The organism is Pseudonocardia sp. DxW (assembly GCF_058448985.1).
Genome location: NZ_JBZFLK010000001.1, coordinates 70,907 through 88,045 on the forward strand (window position 1 = coordinate 70,907; position 17,139 = coordinate 88,045).

Consider the following 17,139-nt stretch of genomic DNA (forward strand, 5'->3'; position numbering starts at 1 on the left):
CACGTCAGGAGCAGTGAAACCCGCCATGTTCTCGCGCATCGCCATCGTCAACCGCGGCGAACCCGCCATGCGACTGATCAACGCCGTCCGGGAGTGGAACGCCCAGAACGCGCCCGACCGGCGCCTGCGCACCATCGCCCTGTACACCGCGGTCGACCGCCGCGCGATGTACGTCCGGGAGGCCGACGAGGCCGTCCTGATCGGACCGGACGACCCGGACCACATGGGCGCGAGCCCCTATCTCGACCACGACGAGCTGGAGCGCGCGCTGCGCGCGTCCCGGGCCGACGCGGTCTGGCCGGGCTGGGGCTTCGTGTCGGAGAAGGCCGACTTCGCCGAGCTGTGCGAGCGGCTCGGGATCACCTTCGTCGGCCCGTCGGCGGACGTCATGCGCCGGCTCGGGGACAAGATCGCGTCGAAGCAGCTGGCCGAGTCGGTGGGCGTGCCGATGGCGCCGTGGTCCGGCGGGCCGGTCGCCGACGCGGACGCGGCGCGCAAGGCGGCCGAGGGCATCGGCTACCCGCTGATGGTGAAGGCGACCGCGGGCGGCGGCGGCCGCGGCATCCGGTTCGTGGCGGGGCCGGAACAGCTCGACGAGGCGTTCGAGCGGGCGGCGTCCGAGGCGGCGCGCACCGCGGGTGACGCGACCGTGTTCATGGAGCGGGCGGTGGCCGGCGGCCGGCACGTCGAGGTGCAGGTCGTCGCCGACGCCACCGGCGACGTGTGGACGCTGGGCGTGCGCGACTGCTCGGTGCAGCGGCGCAACCAGAAGGTGATCGAGGAGTCCGCCTCCACCGCGCTCGATCCCGAGCAGGAGCGGCTGCTCCGCGACGCCGCCGCCGACCTGGCCCGGGCCGCGGGCTACGTCAACGCGGGCACCGTGGAGTTCCTCTACCAGCCCGCGGAGAAGCTGCTCTCCTTCCTCGAGGTCAACACCCGGCTGCAGGTCGAGCACCCGGTCACCGAGGCGTGCACCGGGGTCGACATCGTGAAGCTCCAGCTGCACATCGCCGGTGGCGGCACCCTGGCGGAGGTCGCACGCGAGACGCCCGCCGCGCAGGGCTGGGCGATCGAGGCCCGGCTCACCGCGGAGGACCCGGAGCGCGAGTTCGCGCCGGCCCCGGGCCGGATCGAGCACCTCGCCCTGCCGAGCGGGCCGGGCATCCGGGTGGACACCGGCGTCGCGGCGGGCGACGTCATCCCGCCGCAGTTCGACTCGATGATCGCCAAGGTGATCGCCTGGGGCCGGGACCGCGACGAGGCCAGGGCCCGGCTGTCCCGGGCGCTGCGCCAGACCGCAGCGGTGATCGACGGCGGCTCCACCAACAAGGCGTTCCTGCTCGACCTGCTCGACCGCGACGAGCTGCGCTCCGGCGAGGTCGAGACGACCTGGCTGGACACCATGATGGCGGCCGGGTACACCCCGCCGCGGCGGCTCGACGTGGCGCTGCTGGCCACCGCCGTCCAGTCGCACGACGGGCACGTCGCCCGCCAGCAGGACCGGCTGTTCCGCTCGGCCGAGGCCGGCCGGCCGGAGGTCGGGTACGAGACCTGGCACCAGACCGACGTCACCGCGGCCGGGCAGTCCTACAAGCTGACGGTCGCCCGCACCCGGGCCGGGCGCTACCGGGTCGAGCTCGACGGTGTCAGCGTCGACGTCGACGTCGAGCGCAACGGCGCCTACGAGCGCAGGCTCACCGTGGGTGAGCAGAGCTGGACGGTGCTGTCGGTCGCCCAGGAGTCCGACTACCTGGTCGAGGTCGACGGCGCCGTGCACCGCATCTCCGGCGGCGAGGCGGGCATCGTGCGCGCACCGGCCCCGGCGATGGTGGTGGCGCTGCCGGTCTCCCCCGGTGACACCGTCGCCGAGGGCGACACGCTCGCCATCGTCGAGTCGATGAAGCTGGAGACCTCGCTGCGGGCCCCGTTCGACGGGACCGTCGCCGAGCTGCTCGTCCCGGCCAACACCCAGGTCGACGGCGGCACGAAGCTGGTCCGGCTGGAGCCGCTGGCCGATGCCGACGCCGGCGCGGTCGCCGCGGCCGGGGACCGGGTGGACCTGTCCGCGTTCGGCGCCGCCGGGGACACCGGCGACCCGGCCGGGACCGCCGCGGACGCGCTGTCCGCGCTCCGGTTCCAGGTGCTCGGCTTCGACGTCGACGAGGGCCAGGCCCGGCCGCAGCTGGGCAGGCTCGCCGCCGCCCGGGCGGACCTCCCGGCCGACGACCCGGCGGTGCTGGCCGGGGAGACGACCGTGCTGCGGATCTTCGCCGACCTCTGCGCGCTGTCCCGGAACCGCTCCGAGACCGACGACGAGACCGGCGAGACCGAGCGGAACCCGCAGGAGTACCTCTACGCCTACCTGCGCAGCCGCAATCCCGACGACGAGGGGCTGCCGGAGTCGTTCCAGGCCAAGCTGCGCCGGGCGCTGGCGCACTACGGCGTCACCGACATCGCGGCCGGGCCGGACCTCGGGCCCGCGCTCTACCGGATGTTCCTGGCCCACCGCCGCGCCCCGCAGCAGGTCCCGGTCGTGCTGAACCTGCTGAACTGGCGGCTGCAGCACCCGGAGTCGGTCGCCGGGCTGTCCGCGTCGGCCCGCGAGGAGTACCTGCGGACGCTCGACGAGGTCGTCGTCGCCACCCAGCTGCGGCATCCGGTCGTCGGCGACACCGCCCGGCTGGTCCGCTACCGGGCGTTCGACGCGCCGGTGGTCGCCGCGGAGCGCAGCCGGGTGCTGAGCGAGGTCCGGGAGAGCCTGGACGTGCTGGCCGCCGACCCGGGCACCGCCGACCGCAACCGCCGGATCGACGCGCTGGTCGGCTCCTCCGAGCCGATCCTCGGCGTGTTCGGCGACCGGCACGACGCGGTGCTGCTGGAGGTCATGACGCGGCGCTACTACCGGGTCCGCCCGCTGCGCGAGCTCGAGCTCGCCGAGCACGCCGGCCGGCCGCTGCTGACCGCGCGCTACCAGCACCTCGGCAACGACCGCACGCTGTTCGCCACGGTGATCGACAACAACGACCCGCAGGGCGCGCTGGCGACCGCCGAGGAGCTGCGCCGCCGGGTCGGCGAGCTGGACAGCGGCCGGACCGCGCTGGTCGATCTCTACGTCACCTCCACCAAGGCCGACGACGGCGGCGACCCGGACGCCCGCGCCGAGCGGGTCCGGGCCGCGCTGGGCCGGGTCCCCGCGGCGCTGCACCGGGTCGCGGTCGCGGTGCGGCCGAACCCGGGCGCCGGCACCGACGACGCCGCGGAGCCGCCCACCTGGTTCACCTTCCGCCCGGACGGCGACGGCGAGCTCGTCGAGGACCGCACGCTGCGCGGCATGCACCCGCTGGTCGCCGACCGGCTGCGGCTGTGGCGCTTCCGCGACTTCGAGCTGACCCGGCTGCCCGCGGCCACCGACGTGCACCTGTTCCGCGCGGTCGGCCGCAACGTCACCGCCGACGACCGGCTGGTCGCGATGGCCGACGTCCGCGAGCTCACCGTGCTGCGCGACGACGAGACCGGCCGGATCCGGTCGCTGCCGCAGTTCGAGCGGGCGCTCGACGCCTGCATCAACTCGCTGCGCAGCGCGCGCGCCGGGGACCGCACGCTCGCCCGCACCTCCTGGAACCGGATCCAGCTCTACGTCTGGCCGGAGGTCGACGTGCCGCTGGCCGAGCTGGACTCGGTGGTCCGCCGGCTCGCCCCGCGCACCGCGAACCTGGGCCTGGAGCAGGTCCTCGTCGAGTTCCGCAGCGGTGACGCGGCGGTCACCGGCGGCCAGGGCGGCCCGCGGTCGATGCTGCTGCGGATGTCCCGCCCGCCCGGCGCCGGGCTCACCGTGCGGCTGGACCAGCCGCCGACCGAGCCGATGCGCGAGCTCGACTCCTACGACCAGAAGGTGCTCAAGGCGCGCCGCCGCGGCGCCGTCTACCCGTACGAGATCGTCCCGCTGCTGACCGCCCCGATCGACGCCGGTCCGGGCTCCTGGCAGGAGTACGACCTGGACGAGGCGGGCAGCCCGCACCCGGTCGATCGCGCCCCCGGCGGCAACACCGCCAACCTGGTGCTCGGCGTCGTCACCGTGCCGACCCTGCGCTACCCGGAGGGCATGCGCCGGGTGGTGCTGCTCGGCGACCCGACCCGCGCGCTCGGCGCGATCGCCGAGCCGGAGTGCCGCCGGGTGCTCGCCGCGATCGAGCTGGCCCGCGAGCTGGACGTGCCCGTCGAGTGGTTCGCCGTCTCGGCCGGCGCGAAGATCGCGATGGACTCCGGCACCGAGAACATGGACTGGATCTCCCGGGTGCTGCGCGGGATCATCGAGTTCACCCAGGACGGCGGCGAGCTGAACGTCGTCGTCACCGGCATCAACGTCGGCGCCCAGCCCTACTGGAACGCCGAGGCCACGATGCTGATGCACACCAGGGGCATCCTGGTGATGACGCCGGACTCGGCCATGGTGCTGACCGGAAAGCACTCGCTGGACTTCTCCGGCGGCGTCTCCGCCGAGGACAACTTCGGCATCGGCGGCTACGACCGGATCATGGGCCCGAACGGCCAGGCGCAGTACTGGGCGCCGGACCTGTCCGGCGCGGTCGGCGTGCTGCTCGCGCACTACGCGCACACCTGGACGCTGCCCGGCGAGCGGTTCCCGCGGCCCGCGCCGACCACCGACCCGGTGTCCCGGGACGTCACGACCGCCCCGCACGCCGGGCCGAACTGCGAGTTCGGCACGCTCGGCGAGATCTGGGCGCCGGAGACGAACCGGGAGCGCAAGAAGCCGTTCGACATCCGGTCCGTGCTGCGCGGCGTCGCCGACGCCGACCACCCGACGTCCGAGCGGTGGGCCGACATGCACGACGCCGAGTCGGTCGTCGCGCTCGACGCGCACCTGGGCGGGCAGCCGGTCGCGATGATCGGCATCGAGTCGCGGCCGCTGCCGCGGCGCGGCCCGAGCCCGGTGGACGGCCCGTCGCAGTTCACCGCGGGCACGCTGTTCCCGCGGTCCTCGCGCAAGTGCGCGCGGGCCATCAACGCCGCGTCCGGCAACCGGCCGCTGGTGGTGCTGGCGAACCTGTCCGGGTTCGACGGCTCGCCGGAGTCGCTGCGCGGGCTGCAGCTGGAGAACGGCGCCGAGATCGGCCGGGCCATCGTCAACTTCGACGGCCCGATCGTGTTCTGTGTCGTCTCCCGCTACCACGGCGGGGCGTTCGTGGTGTTCTCCGGGACGCTGAACGACAACATGGAGGTCGCCGCGATCACCGGCTCGTACGCCTCCGTGCTGGGCGGCGCGCCCGCCGCCGCCGTCGTCTTCGCGAGCGAGGTCAACGACCGGACCGCGAAGGACGAGCGGATCACCGGCCTGGAGGCCCGGATCGCCGAGGCGACCGGGGCCGGCGACGAGGCCGAGGCGGCCCGGCTGCGCGGCGAGCTCGCCACGCTCCGGCCGGACGTCCGCTCCGAGAAGCTCGGCCAGGTCGCGGACGAGTTCGACACGAAGCACTCCATCGAGCGGGCGCAGAGCGTCGGCTCGGTGCACCGGATCGTCACCCCGGACCAGCTGCGTCCCTACCTGGCCGACGCCGTGCAGCGGGGCATGAAGCGCACTCTCGACGCCGCCACGAGCGGCACCACAGGAGGAACGGCATGACCGCCATCACCGACACCCACCCGGAACAGCGCGTCGCCATCGTCACCGGCGGTGCCCGCGGCATCGGCGCCGCCATCACCACCGCGCTGGCCCGGCAGGGCGTGCACGTCGCCGCCGGCTACTCGTCGAACTCCAAGGCCGCCGAGGAGCTGCGGGAGAAGCTGGGCGCCGAGGGCGCGTCGGTCTCGGTGCACCAGGGCAACGTCGGCGAGCCGGACGACTGCTCGCGGGTCGTCGCCGAGGTGCTGGAGCAGAAGGGCCGGGTCGACTACCTGGTCAACAACGCCGGCATCACGGTCGACAAGACCGTCCGCAAGCTCACCGTCGACGACTGGCACGCGGTGCTGCGGATCAACCTGTCCGGCGCCTTCTACATGACCAAGGCCGTGCTGGAGCACATGACCGGCAACGAGTTCGGCCGGATCGTGAACATCTCGTCGGTGATCGGCCAGACCGGCTCCATCGGGCAGGCGAACTACGCGTCGTCGAAGGCCGGTCTGATCGGGTTCTCGAAGTCGCTCGCCCAGGAGGTCGCGCGCAAGGGCATCACGGTCAACTGCGTGGCGCCCGGCTTCATCGAGACCGAGATGGTCGCCGCGGTGCCGGAGAAGGCGCTGGAGAAGATCATCGCGAAGGTCCCGGTCGGCCGGCTCGGCCAGGCCGACGAGATCGCCCGCGCCGTCCAGTTCCTGGTCGACGACCGCGCCGGGTACGTCACCGGCTCGGTGATCAGCGTCAACGGTGGTCTGGACATGGCGTCCTGAGCTCCGGCCCCGCCCCGCCGTCGGGGGGTGGGACGGGGCCGGCGGCCCGCGCGTAGCGGGCGGCGAGCACCCGGAGCCGGTCGACGAGCTCCGGGGGCTCGGTCACGTGGAAGTCCAGGTCGAGCAGGCCGATGTACACCGCGACCGTCCCGATGCTGTCGGCGCCGGTCACCAGCACGCAGCGCCGGTCGTCGATCTCCTCGACCATGCCGACAGCCGGATTGATCCGGGCGAGCACGGTCGCCGCGGGCGCCTCGACGGTGATCCGCACGTGCACCTTCCAGCCGGTCGAGGCGACCTCGCGCAGCACCAGCGCCGGGTAGTCGCCGCCGGGCAGCGGATCGGGGGCGAACCGGCGCCCGGTCGGCGGCCGCAGGCCGACCAGGTCGACCCGCCAGGTCCGCCAGGCCGCCTCCGCGCGGCCGACCAGGTACCAGCGGCCCTGCCAGGCGACCAGCCGGTACGGCTCGACGGTGGCCGGCCACTGCTGACCCGGCAGGTCCAGCCGGACGAGCTCGTGGTCCCGGATCGCCGACGCCAGCGCGGTCAGCGCCGCCGGGTCGACCTCCGGATCGGGATCGGCGGTGTCGGTGTTGCGCGGGCCGGCGGCGGTGCTGTCGTGGATCGCCGCGACCCGGCGGCGCAGCCGGTCCGGCAGCACCTGGTCGAGCTTGGCGAGCGCCCGGCCGCTGCTCTCGCCCAGCGGCCCGCCGCCGTCGCCTGCGGTGCGCAGCGCGATCGCCACGGCGACCGCCTCGGCGTCGTCGAGCTGCAGGGGCGGCAGCCGGGCACCGGCCCCGAGCCGGTAGTGCCCGGCCGCGCCGCGGACGGCGTGCACCGGGTAGTCGAGCCCGCGCAGCCGCGCGATGTCGTTGCGCACGGTGCGCTCGCCGACCCCGAGCCGGCGCGCCAGCTCCGGTCCCGTCCACTCCGGCCGGGACTGCAGCAGCCCCAGCAGGGTCAGCATCCGCGCGGCGGTGTCGGCCACGAGAAACCCCTCCCGAATCAGGAACGAAACGTGCCTGATCGGGGTGCAGGGTAGCTTCCATGAGGCCCTTCACCGTGCAGATCCCGCAGTCCGACCTCGACGACCTCGCCGACCGCCTGGCCCGCACCCGGCTCCCCCGGCCCGCGCCCGGCGACGACTGGACCTACGGCACCCCGAACGGCTGGCTGGCCGAGACCGTCGGCTACTGGCGCGAGCAGTTCGACTGGCGCGCCCAGGAGAAGCGGATGAACGCGTTCCCGCAGTACCTCACCGAGATCGACGGCCAGCCGATCCACTACCTGCACGTCCCCTCCGCCGTCGAGGGGGCGACACCGGTGCTGCTGCTGCACAGCTGGCCGGGTTCGTTCACCGAGTTCCTGGACCTGATCGGCCCGCTCACCGATCCGGCCGCGCACGGCGGGGACGCCGCCGACGCCTGCTCGGTGGTGGTGCCCTCGCTGCCCGGGTTCGGCTTCAGCACCCCGCTCGCCGCGGGCGGCTGGACCTCCGCCCGGGTGGCGCGGACCGTCGACACCCTGATGCGCGACCTCGGCTACGAGTCGTACGGGGTGCACGGCAGCGACGCCGGCGCGCTGATCGCCCGCGAGCTCGGCCTGCTCGACCCGCCCGGGTTCCGCGGGCTGCACGTGCTGCAGCTGTTCTCGTTCCCGTCCGGCGACCCGGCCGAGTTCGAGCGGCTCGGCCCGGACGACCACGCCGCCCTGGAGTTCATGGAGTGGTTCGGCTCGGTCGCCGGCTACAACGCGATGAACGCCGCCCGCCCGCAGACCATCGGCGCCGCGCTGGCCGACTCCCCGGCCGCCCAGCTCGCCTACTCGGAGCTGTTCGTCTCGTTCGGCAACGGCACCGCGCTGGTGACCCTCGACCAGCTGCTCACCCAGGTGTCGCTGTACTGGCTGACGAACACCGCGGCGTCCGCGGCCCGGCTCTACCTCGAGGACGCCCGGGCGGGCGCCGCGGACCGGGTCAACCACGCGCGGACCGGGGTCGCCGTGTTCGCGTCGGACTTCCGGACGGTGCGGGTGTTCGCCGAGCGGGACAACTCCCGGATCGAGCACTGGTCGACCTTCGACGAGGGCGGGCACTACGCCGCCCTGGAGCGGCCGGCCGAGCTGGCCGCCGACATCCGGGCGTTCTTCGCCGGCTGAACCGGGCGGCCCGGTTCAGCCGCGGGTGCAGAGCCCCTTCGACTCCAGCACCCGGGCGACGGCGGCGTCGTTCGCCTCCGGGGTGATCCGGCCGTCGGCGAGCGCCCGTTCGGCGGCGTCGAGCAGCGGGCCGACCGGGGTGACGTTGGAGAACAGCGCGATGTCCGTGCCGGCGGCCAGCGCCAGCGTGGTCGACTCGGCCAGCCCGAACCGGTCGGTGATCGCCTTCATCGCACCCAGGTCGTCGGTCATCACGACGCCGTCGAACCGGTACTGCTCGCGCAGCAGCCGGTAGGCGGCGGGCTCCACGCTGGTCGGGACGTCGGTGGTGAGCCCGGGGACGTCGAGATGCCCGAGCATCACCCCGACCTGCCCGTCCAGCGGCCTGCCGGGCCCGACCAGCGCCTCGTACGGCAGCAGGTCGCTGCGCTGCAGCTGCTCCAGCGGCGGGGTGCTCACCGAGCCCTCGTGCGAGTCGCCGGAGCTGCTGCCGTGCCCGGGGAAGTGCTTGAGGACGCCGAACACGCCGGCCTCCCGCTGTCCCTGGGCCCAGGCGCTCGCGTAGCGGGTGACGGTCTCCGGATCGGCGGCGAAGGCGCGGTCGCCGATCACCGACGTCCGCGGCTGGTCGGACACGTCCACCGTGGGTGCCAGGTTCCAGGTGACACCGCGGGCCTTCAGCTGCCCGGCGCGTTCGCGGGCGATCGCGGTGACCTCCTCGGGGGTGCGGGTGGCGGCCATCTCGCGGGCGCTCGGGATGTCGCCGTCGAGCTCGTCGATCCGCTGGACCCGGCCGCCCTCCTCGTCGACGGCGACCGCCAGCGCGGTGTCCGACGCCTCCTGCAGGGCGGCCAGCCGGTCGTCCTGCAGCAGGGCGGTGCCGTTGCCGCCGAGGAACACCCCGCCGACCTGCGAGTCCCGCACGATCGTCACGGCACCCTCGGGATCGTCGGCGTCGACGCCGACCATCAGCCGCTGCGCCAGCCGGTCGCGCGGCGGCAGCGCCGCCACCATCGGGGCGCAGGTGTCGATCGCCTCCGGCGCGGCCTGCCCGCTGCTCGCGGGCGCCGCCTGCGGCGCGGCGCTGTGGTTCGTGGTGAGTGCGGGCGTGCCGACGACGACGGTCACCGTCCCGGCGACCAGCGCGCCGGCGACGGCCGCGGTCAGCAGGCCGGCGCCGCGGCGCCGGCGGGACCCGGTGACCGGGTGGTTCCGTCCTCGCATCACGGTCCATCGTGACAGCCGCCGACGGGCGGCGTCCCGGCACCCACGGCGGCACGGACGGGTGGCGCCGACGGGTGGCGCGGTCAGGCGATGTCCGGCACCCGCTCGCCGGGCGGTGGCGGGCCGGGCGGGGTGCCGTCGCCGAACGGGCGCCCGCCGAGCTCCTCGCGGCCGTGCGGGGTCAGCCAGTCCGCGGTGTCCGGCCCGAGCGGCACCACGCCGGTCGGGTTGATCGAGGTGTGCACGCCGTAGTAGTGCTGCTTGATCTGGTCGACGTCGATCGTGTCGCCGAACCCGGGCGTCGTGAACAGGTCCCGGGCGTAGGCCCACAGCACCGGCAGCTCGGTGAGCTTGTGCCGGTTGCACTTGAAGTGGCCGTGGTAGGCGGCGTCGAACCGGACCAGGGTCACCCACAGCCGCACGTCGGCCTGGGTGATGGTGTCGCCGACCAGGTAGCGGCGGGTCGCCAGGTGCTCGGACAGCTCGTCCAACCGCGCCCACAGCGCCCGGAAGGCGCGCTCGTAGGCGGCCTGCGACGAGGCGAAACCGCACTTGTAGACGCCGTTGTTGACGTCGTGGAAGATCCCCTCGCCGATCCGCTCGATCGCGTCCGGATCCGGCCACAGGTCCGGTGCGCCGGCCCGGTGCAGCTCCCGCCACTGGGTGGACAGGTCGCGCTCGAGCGCCGCGTACTCGTTGGTGACGACCTTCCCCGACGACACCTCGACCATCGCCGGGACGGTGACGCCGGCGTCGTAGCCGGGGATCGCCTTCTCGTAGGCCTCGCGCAGGTACTCGATGCCGAGCACCGGATCGACGTCGCCGGGATCGAGATGGAACCGCCAGCTGCGCTCGTCGTGCAGCGGGCCCGCGATGCCGAGCGAGATGGCGTCCTCCAGGCCCAGCAGCCGCCGGGTGATGATCACCCGGTTCGCCCAGGGGCAGGCCCGGGCGCCGATCAGCCGGTAGCGGCCGGCCTCGACCGGCCACGACGACGACCCGTCGGCGGTGATCCGCTCGGCCACGCCGAGCGGCTCGCGTACGAACTCACCGGAACCGTCGTCGCCAGCCATGCCGGATACGGTAGTGCGCCCGCGGTGTCGCCGCAGGTCGCCCGGGCGGGACGGCGCTCCGGCCGCACGTCCGGACCGGCGCGTCACCGGTCCGTGCGACCCCGCCGGTCGGGGGCTGCACTCTCATCGAACGCGGCCGATCTCTCGACGTCCCGTGGAGTGGCGTCGTTGGCGCGAACGGGTGAACCTGGAATCCATGCAGTGTCGGAGGTCACAGATTCGGTTTGCGTTGCGCCGGGCGGAACAGCCACGGCGTGTCGCGGTGCGCGTCGTCACCGCGACCCCCTCGGATCGGGGCCGATGGCCCGGGGCGCCGCCGTCCGTTCCCGTCACTGGTGGGACCGCCCGCAGAGCGGACATGTGACCATCCTCGCCACACCGACGAAATGTGGCCGAAACCACTGGTCGTCACAGGTTCGTTGCGTATAACACAACGTCGCGGCCCGATCCAGACCCCTCGCGGCGATCCGGACAGGGTGCTGCTGTCCGATCTACCGTCGAGCCGACCCGCAGCACCCGAAGACTTGTCGAGGAGACGCGGTACATGACGGCCGACCACCGTACCGACAGCGAGCTGCCCGAGCTCGGAAGGACCGTCCAGGAGTTCGGAGACTCCCCGACCGAGGTCCGGGAGTCCACCCACTACAAGCACGAGTACGTGCAGACGTTCGTCGACAAGTGGGACGAACTGATCGACTGGCGTGCCCGCTACGAGAGCGAGGGCAAGTTCTTCGTCGAGCAGCTGCGCCAGCGCGGTGTGCGCAGCGTGCTCGACGTCGCGACGGGGACCGGTTTCCACTCGGTGCGGCTGCTGGAGGAGGGCTTCGAGACGGTCGTGTCCGCCGACGGCAGCGCGGAGATGCTGGCGAAGGCGTTCGACAACGGCATGAAGTTCGGCGGGCACATCCTGCGCGTCGTGCAGGCCGACTGGCGCTGGCTGAACCGCGACGTGCACGGCGAGTACGACGCCATCATCTGCCTCGGCAACTCCTTCACCCACCTGTTCTCGGAGAAGGACCGGCGCAAGGCGCTCGCCGAGTTCTACGCCATGCTCAAGCACGACGGCGTGCTGATCCTGGACCAGCGCAACTACGACGCGATCCTGGACAACGGGTTCTCGTCGAAGCACCAGTACTACTACTGCGGGGACGGCGTCGTCGCCGAGCCGGAGCACGTCGACGACGGCCTGGCCCGGTTCCGGTACCAGTTCTCCGACGGCTCCGAGTACCACCTCAACATGTTCCCGCTGCGCAAGGACTACACGCGGCGGCTGATGCACGAGGTCGGGTTCCAGAAGATCGAGACCTACGGCGACTTCCAGTCCAGCTACTCCGACGACGAGCCGGACTTCTTCGTGCACATCGCGGAGAAGGCCTACCTGGAGTCGGAGGTGGAGAACCCGTGACGCAGGCCCGGACGGCCGAGGACACGGCCCGCAGCTACTACGACTCCGCCGACGCCGACAACTTCTACTCCCTGGTCTGGGGCGGCGAGGACATCCACGTCGGCCTCTACGAGACCGCGGACGAGGAGATCGCCGCCGCCAGCCGCCGCACGGTGGCCCGGATGGCGGAGGTCGCCGGTGTCGCGTCCGGGACCCGGATCCTCGACCTCGGATCGGGCTACGGCGGCGCCGCCCGCCAGCTCGCTGCGCGGTTCGGGGCGAGCGTGCACTGCCTCAACCTGTCCCCGGTGGAGAACGACCGCAACGTCCGCCTCACCAAGGAGCAAGGTCTCGAGGGGCTGGTGACCGTCGCGACCGGCACCTTCGAGGACGTGCCGGTCGAGGACGGCTCGGTCGACGTCGTCTGGTCGCAGGACGCGTTCCTGCACTCCGGCGACCGGGGCCGGGTGCTCGACGAGGTCGTCCGGGTGCTCCGCCCGGGCGGGCAGGTCGTGTTCACCGACCCGATGGCCGTGGACGGGCTCGACCAGTCGTCGATCCAGCCGATCCTGGACCGGATCCAGCTCTCGACGATGGCCACGCCCGGCTTCTACACCGACGGCCTGACGGCGCGCGGCGCGTCCGCGGTGACCTTCCACGACCACGCCGCGCAGCTGCCGACGCACTACCGGCGGGTCCGTGAGGAGCTGGTCGCCCGCGAGCCGGAGCTGGCCGGGACCATCTCGGAGAGCTACATCGCCAACATGAAGGCGGGCCTGCAGCACTGGGTGGACGGCGGCAACGCCGGGAAGCTCACCTGGGGCATCGTGCACGCCGTCAAGGGCTGAGGACGAGCCCGGAGGCCCGGCACCTGGTGGGTGCCGGGCCTCGGTGTGCCGGACCTCGGTGTGCCGGGCGGCGACCGGTGCGCGGGGCCTCCGGCCTGCCGCGGCCGATCAGCCGTCGTCGCCGTCGTCGTCCCCGCCGCCGGCGCCGTCCTGGTCGTCGCCGTCCCCGTTGTTACCATCGTTGTCGTCGCCGTTGTTGTCGCCGTCGCCGTCGCCGCCCTGCTGCTGCTCCTGCTGGGTCGGTGCGGGCGCCTCGGCCCCGCCGCAGGACGCCGCGGTGGTGGACACGAGTGCCAGTGCAGCGAGGAGCCCGAGCAGTGTCCGGGAGAGCGTTGTGCGTCGCATGCGTCCGAGTGCGCCCGGTCCCGGCAGGGTCGCGTGGCCGGGTTCCCCGCCCGCCTCGTCGTCATCGTGCCGGCGGGCGCCCTCCGGCCGCGTCGCTCGCCGGGCCCGCGGCGCTGCTCCGTGGGCGGGTCAGCGTCCGTCCGGATCGATCGCGCGGCGGGTTCGCACCCCTCGGTCCGCCGAGATGCAGCTCAGCGGGAATTGTTGATCTCCGCGGCCCGCTGAGCTGCATCTCGCCGAGCGACGGGGTGCGATGCAGCGCGACGAGGTGCGATGCGGCGGGCGTCGAGGCGCCGGGCGCCGCGGCGCAGCACGGCACGGCGCGGCGCAGCACGGCACGGCGCGGCGCAGCACGGCACGGCGCAGCCCGGCGCGGTGCGGCGCGACGCGGTCGGGGCTCGGCGTGTCGGGTCGCGGTCCGGTGCGGTCCGGTGCGGGGTCAGACGCCCGCGGGATCGGCGAGGAGGAAACCGCGGATCGCGGCCAGTGTGTCGGCCGGCTGCTCGTCCACCAGGAAGTGCCCGGCCCGGGCGACTGCCCGGCCGGTGACCAGCGCGGGATCGGCCGCCTCCCGCTTCCAGACGTCCAGCGGGCTCTCGGCGTTCGCCCCGACCACACCCGACTCGCCCCAGAGCACCAGGGTCGGCGCGGAGATCCGGTTCCCGGCCGCGGCGTCGGCGGCGTCGTGCTCCAGGTCGATCGACGCACCGGCCCGGTAGTCCTCCATCATCGCGTGCCGCGCGGCGGGATCGGCGAACGCGCGCTCGTAGGACGCCAGCGCCTCCGCCGGGTGCGCGTCGAGGCCCGAGCCCCAGCCGCCCAGGATCCGGTGCAGGTAGCCGATCGGGTCCCCGGCGATCAGTCGCTCCGGCAGGTCGGCCGGCTGGATGAAGAAGAACCAGTGGTAGTAGGCGGTGGCGAGGGCGCGGTCGACGTGCGAGTAGACGTAAGCCGTCGGCAGGATGTCCAGCAACGCCGCCCGCTCGACCCGGCCGGGATGGTCGAGCAGCATCCGGTGGGTGACCCGGGCGCCGCGGTCGTGCCCGAGCACGGTGAAGGTGTCGAACCCGAGCCGCTCCATCACCTCGACCTGGTCGCCGGCCATCGCCCGGAACGAGTAGCCCGCGTGGTCCGGCCCCGACCCGGGCCGGTCGGACGCGCCGTACCCGCGCAGGTCGGTCGCGATCACCGTGTGGTCGCGGGCCAGGTCGGCCGCGACCGGACCCCACATCGCGTGCGTCTGCGGGAAGCCGTGCAGCAGCAGCACCGGCGGCCCCTGTCCGCCCCGCACGCCGTGCACCGAGACCTGCTCCCCCGGCGCACCGACGGTCAGGTCGAAGGCGGTGAGATCGCCGAGCACCGTGGCCCACCTCCGGGGAACGTCGGGTCGTCCCCGCGCGCCGGGCGGAGATCGAACACCCAGAATCGGAGCACGGCGAACCGGAAGAGTCCACCCCCGAGGCTCGCCAGCACGAGCACGGCGGCCTCCTCCGCGGGCGTCGGGGCCGCCGTCAGGGCGTGCAGCGCGAGCAGCACGACGGAGCTGTAGCAGGCGTAGAACGCGACGGTGCCGACGTCCTGCACCCACTCCCGGAGCCGGAAGGCGGGCGGCCCGCCGAACGCGAACCGGCGGCTGAGCTCGGTGCTCAGCGCGGTCGTCAGGATCAGAGCGATCACGTTCGCCGGGACGGCAGCCAGCCAGGGCCGGAACAGCAGGAACAGCACCGCGTTCAACGCGGTGGCCAACCCGCCGACGGCGGCGTAGCGGCCGAGCTGGCGGAGCAACGGACGACCGGACACGAACCGGAACACCGGGCCGAGCAGTGCACGCACGCCTGCGCTCGCGCGCGCCGACGCACCGTCGCCCGCACCGAACATGGCTGCAGCGTCCACCGCCCGACACCCCCTCCGCCCGATCTTCGCAGGAGTACCCACCGGATGCGCCCGGAACCCACCGTTCGCGTCACACCCCTTTACTGCGGTGCACACCCGTCGCGTGGGGTGTGCACCGCAACAAAGGGGTGTGAGGTGAGGTGGCGGGGTGCGAGGTCGGGCGCCGGCTGCCTCGGGGCGTCGGGTGTGCGGTGGGGCGCGTGGGTGGGTGGCCACGGCTTCACGCGGCGCCGCGTCCCCGGCCCGACGCCGCACCTCCCGTTCGGCGTCGCACCTCCTGGAACGGGTGCGGGCGTCGCCACGGGGTGCGACATCGAGCGGACGGCGCTGAACCGCACCCTCAGCACGCCCCCGCACCCGCTCGAACCGGTGCGAGGACCGACACGGGGTGCGACGTCGCGGGCGGGGTGCGAGGCGGCGGGCGGGGTGCGAGGCCGCGCGTAGGTGCGGGGCCTCGGGCAGGGTGCGAGGCCCGGCGCCGGGCGTCGAGCACCGGCGCCGGGGCCGGTCAGAGCTGGAGGAAGACCGTCTCGTCGGGGCCGCGCAGGCGTACGTCGAAGCGGTAGCGGCCCTCGCCGTCGGGAACCGCGATCAGCGTGTGCCTGCGCTCCCCGGGCACCGCCGCCAGCAGCGGGTCGGCGGCGTTGGCCTCGGCGAACTCCGGGAAGTAGATGCGGGTGACGACCCGGTCGAGCAGGCCGCGGGCGAACACCGACACGTCGATGTGCGGGGCCTGATCGGGAAGCGCGCCGGGCAGCAGGGTGCGGATGCTCCAGTGGCCGTCGTCGTCGGTGGGGGCGCGGCCGAAGGCGCGGAACTCCGGGTGCCCGGACCCGGCCGGGGAGACCGCGCCGCGCGGGTCGTCGGGATGGTCGAAGCGCCCGGCCGGGTCGGCCTGCCAGGTCTCGACCATCGCGTCGGCGATCGTGGCGCCGTTCCCGTCGGTGACGGTGCCGTGGATCGTGATCGCGCCCGGCGTGCCGGCCGGAACGACGTCCGGGCCGTCCGGCCAGGGCAGCCCGATCGACAGGTACGGGCCGACGGTCTGCGACGGGGTCAGTGCGAGCGGGGTCCCGGTCATGCGTGCGGCTCCTCGAACGGCGTGTGCACCCGGCCGCGCAGCACGATGTCGAAGCGGAAGGCGAGCGCCCACTCCGGCCGGGTCGCGTCCAGGTCGAAGGTCGACACCATCCGGTGCCGGGACTCCTCCGGCGCCGAGTTGTAGATCGGGTCCTGGGCGAACAGCGGATCGTCCGGGAAGTACATCTGGGTGATCAGGCGCTGGGTGAACGCCCGGCCGAACAGCGAGAAGTGGATGTGCGCCGGCCGCCACGCGTTGTGGTGGTTGCCCCACGGGTAGGCGCCCGGCTTGATCGTGGTGAACGAGTAGTTGCCGTGCGCGTCGGTGAGCGTGCGACCGCCGCCGGTGAAGTTCGGGTCCAGCGGGGCGGGCCAGTTGTCCCAGCGGTGCGCGTACCGGCCGGCGGCGTTGGCCTGCCAGATCTCGACCAGGGTGTCCGGGATCGCCCGGCCGTCGGAGTCGAGCACCCGGCCGAACACGACGATCCGCTGGCCGACGGCCTCGCCGTTCGCGCCGATGGTCAGGTCGTCGTCGCCCGGGTTCACCGGGCCGGTCAGCAGCGGGCCGGTGACCTCGGTGAGCCGGTGCGGCAGCACGATCGGCTGCTGCGCGGGGGCGCGCAGCCCGGTGCTCTTGTAGCCGGGCGAGTTCAGCGGCGGGTTGGTGCCCTCGGGCACCGGGACGTAGCCCGGTGGCTGTAGCAGCGGCGGCGTCATCGGCGGTTCCTCT

The 17,139-nt window shown here is 73.7% G+C and carries 13 protein-coding genes; 5 read left to right on the forward strand and 8 right to left on the reverse strand.

Translation table 11 applies throughout. The features are described from left to right. Positions 1 to 25 precede the first annotated feature (25 nt). Positions 26 to 5,641, forward strand: coding sequence for an ATP-binding protein (locus ACVJO7_RS00320; protein ID WP_491671214.1), 5,616 nt, complete (start codon positions 26 to 28; stop codon positions 5,639 to 5,641). After that, a complete protein-coding gene (locus ACVJO7_RS00325; RefSeq protein ID WP_491671215.1) occupies positions 5,638 to 6,405 on the forward strand; it encodes a beta-ketoacyl-ACP reductase in 768 nt (255 codons plus the stop codon). Before ACVJO7_RS00320 ends, ACVJO7_RS00325 begins: the two co-directional genes overlap by 4 nt. Here ACVJO7_RS00325 and ACVJO7_RS00330 read toward each other — a convergent pair. Continuing rightward, on the reverse strand, positions 6,377 to 7,393 hold the full coding sequence (locus ACVJO7_RS00330; protein ID WP_344025640.1) for a helix-turn-helix transcriptional regulator: 1,017 nt from the start codon (positions 7,391 to 7,393) through the stop codon (positions 6,377 to 6,379). The genes ACVJO7_RS00325 and ACVJO7_RS00330 overlap by 29 nt on opposite strands. A gap of 59 nt (positions 7,394 to 7,452) precedes the next feature. Between ACVJO7_RS00330 and ACVJO7_RS00335 the strand changes: the two genes are divergently transcribed. Continuing rightward, a complete protein-coding gene (locus ACVJO7_RS00335; RefSeq protein ID WP_491671216.1) occupies positions 7,453 to 8,562 on the forward strand; it encodes an epoxide hydrolase family protein in 1,110 nt (369 codons plus the stop codon). Positions 8,563 to 8,577: 15 nt separating this feature from the next. Here the strand turns inward: ACVJO7_RS00335 and ACVJO7_RS00340 are convergent, their stop codons facing one another. Together ACVJO7_RS00340 and ACVJO7_RS00345 are read right to left on the reverse strand one after the other, a co-directional pair. Beyond that, positions 8,578 to 9,786, reverse strand: coding sequence for a glycoside hydrolase family 3 N-terminal domain-containing protein (locus ACVJO7_RS00340; RefSeq protein WP_491671217.1), 1,209 nt, complete (start codon positions 9,784 to 9,786; stop codon positions 8,578 to 8,580). An 83-nt stretch (positions 9,787 to 9,869) separates the two neighbouring features. Continuing rightward, on the reverse strand, positions 9,870 to 10,859 hold the full coding sequence (locus tag ACVJO7_RS00345) for a glutathione S-transferase family protein (protein WP_491671218.1): 990 nt from the start codon (positions 10,857 to 10,859) through the stop codon (positions 9,870 to 9,872). A gap of 544 nt (positions 10,860 to 11,403) precedes the next feature. Between ACVJO7_RS00345 and ACVJO7_RS00350 the strand changes: the two genes are divergently transcribed. Beyond that, positions 11,404 to 12,264, forward strand: a complete 861-nt coding sequence (locus tag ACVJO7_RS00350) for a glycine/sarcosine N-methyltransferase (RefSeq protein WP_344025648.1) — start codon at positions 11,404 to 11,406, stop codon at positions 12,262 to 12,264. Further along, positions 12,261 to 13,091, forward strand: a complete 831-nt coding sequence (locus ACVJO7_RS00355; RefSeq protein WP_344025650.1) for a methyltransferase domain-containing protein — start codon at positions 12,261 to 12,263, stop codon at positions 13,089 to 13,091. The genes ACVJO7_RS00350 and ACVJO7_RS00355 overlap by 4 nt, the downstream gene beginning before the upstream one ends. A gap of 108 nt (positions 13,092 to 13,199) precedes the next feature. Here ACVJO7_RS00355 and ACVJO7_RS00360 read toward each other — a convergent pair whose 3' ends face one another. The 5 genes from ACVJO7_RS00360 to pcaH form a co-directional block, all read right to left on the reverse strand. Further along, positions 13,200 to 13,436 (reverse strand): hypothetical protein, encoded by a 237-nt coding sequence (locus ACVJO7_RS00360; protein WP_491671219.1) that lies wholly within the window; start codon positions 13,434 to 13,436, stop codon positions 13,200 to 13,202. A 439-nt stretch (positions 13,437 to 13,875) separates the two neighbouring features. Continuing rightward, complete coding sequence (locus ACVJO7_RS00365; RefSeq protein ID WP_491671220.1) at positions 13,876 to 14,796, reverse strand: alpha/beta fold hydrolase; 921 nt, start codon at positions 14,794 to 14,796, stop codon at positions 13,876 to 13,878. Beyond that, positions 14,766 to 15,329, reverse strand: coding sequence for a GtrA family protein (locus ACVJO7_RS00370; RefSeq protein WP_491671221.1), 564 nt, complete (start codon positions 15,327 to 15,329; stop codon positions 14,766 to 14,768). The genes ACVJO7_RS00365 and ACVJO7_RS00370 overlap by 31 nt, the downstream gene beginning before the upstream one ends. A 508-nt stretch (positions 15,330 to 15,837) precedes the next feature. Continuing rightward, on the reverse strand, positions 15,838 to 16,410 hold the full coding sequence (pcaG, locus tag ACVJO7_RS00375; protein ID WP_491671222.1) for a protocatechuate 3,4-dioxygenase subunit alpha: 573 nt from the start codon (positions 16,408 to 16,410) through the stop codon (positions 15,838 to 15,840). Continuing rightward, positions 16,407 to 17,126, reverse strand: a complete 720-nt coding sequence (gene pcaH / locus ACVJO7_RS00380) for a protocatechuate 3,4-dioxygenase subunit beta (RefSeq protein ID WP_491671223.1) — start codon at positions 17,124 to 17,126, stop codon at positions 16,407 to 16,409. The genes pcaG and pcaH overlap by 4 nt, the downstream gene beginning before the upstream one ends. Positions 17,127 to 17,139 lie beyond the last annotated feature (13 nt).

Coding starts and splice junctions, on each gene's coding strand:
- pcaG (WP_491671222.1), bottom strand. CDS start 16,410: ATGACCGGGACCCCGCTCGCACTGACCCCGTCGCAGACCGTCGGCCCG.
- ACVJO7_RS00335 (WP_491671216.1), top strand. CDS start 7,453: ATGAGGCCCTTCACCGTGCAGATCCCGCAGTCCGACCTCGACGACCTC.
- ACVJO7_RS00345 (WP_491671218.1), bottom strand. CDS start 10,859: ATGGCTGGCGACGACGGTTCCGGTGAGTTCGTACGCGAGCCGCTCGGC.
- ACVJO7_RS00320 (WP_491671214.1), top strand. CDS start 26: ATGTTCTCGCGCATCGCCATCGTCAACCGCGGCGAACCCGCCATGCGA.
- ACVJO7_RS00340 (WP_491671217.1), bottom strand. CDS start 9,786: ATGCGAGGACGGAACCACCCGGTCACCGGGTCCCGCCGGCGCCGCGGC.
- pcaH (WP_491671223.1), bottom strand. CDS start 17,126: ATGACGCCGCCGCTGCTACAGCCACCGGGCTACGTCCCGGTGCCCGAG.
- ACVJO7_RS00350 (WP_344025648.1), top strand. CDS start 11,404: ATGACGGCCGACCACCGTACCGACAGCGAGCTGCCCGAGCTCGGAAGG.
- ACVJO7_RS00360 (WP_491671219.1), bottom strand. CDS start 13,436: ATGCGACGCACAACGCTCTCCCGGACACTGCTCGGGCTCCTCGCTGCA.
- ACVJO7_RS00325 (WP_491671215.1), top strand. CDS start 5,638: ATGACCGCCATCACCGACACCCACCCGGAACAGCGCGTCGCCATCGTC.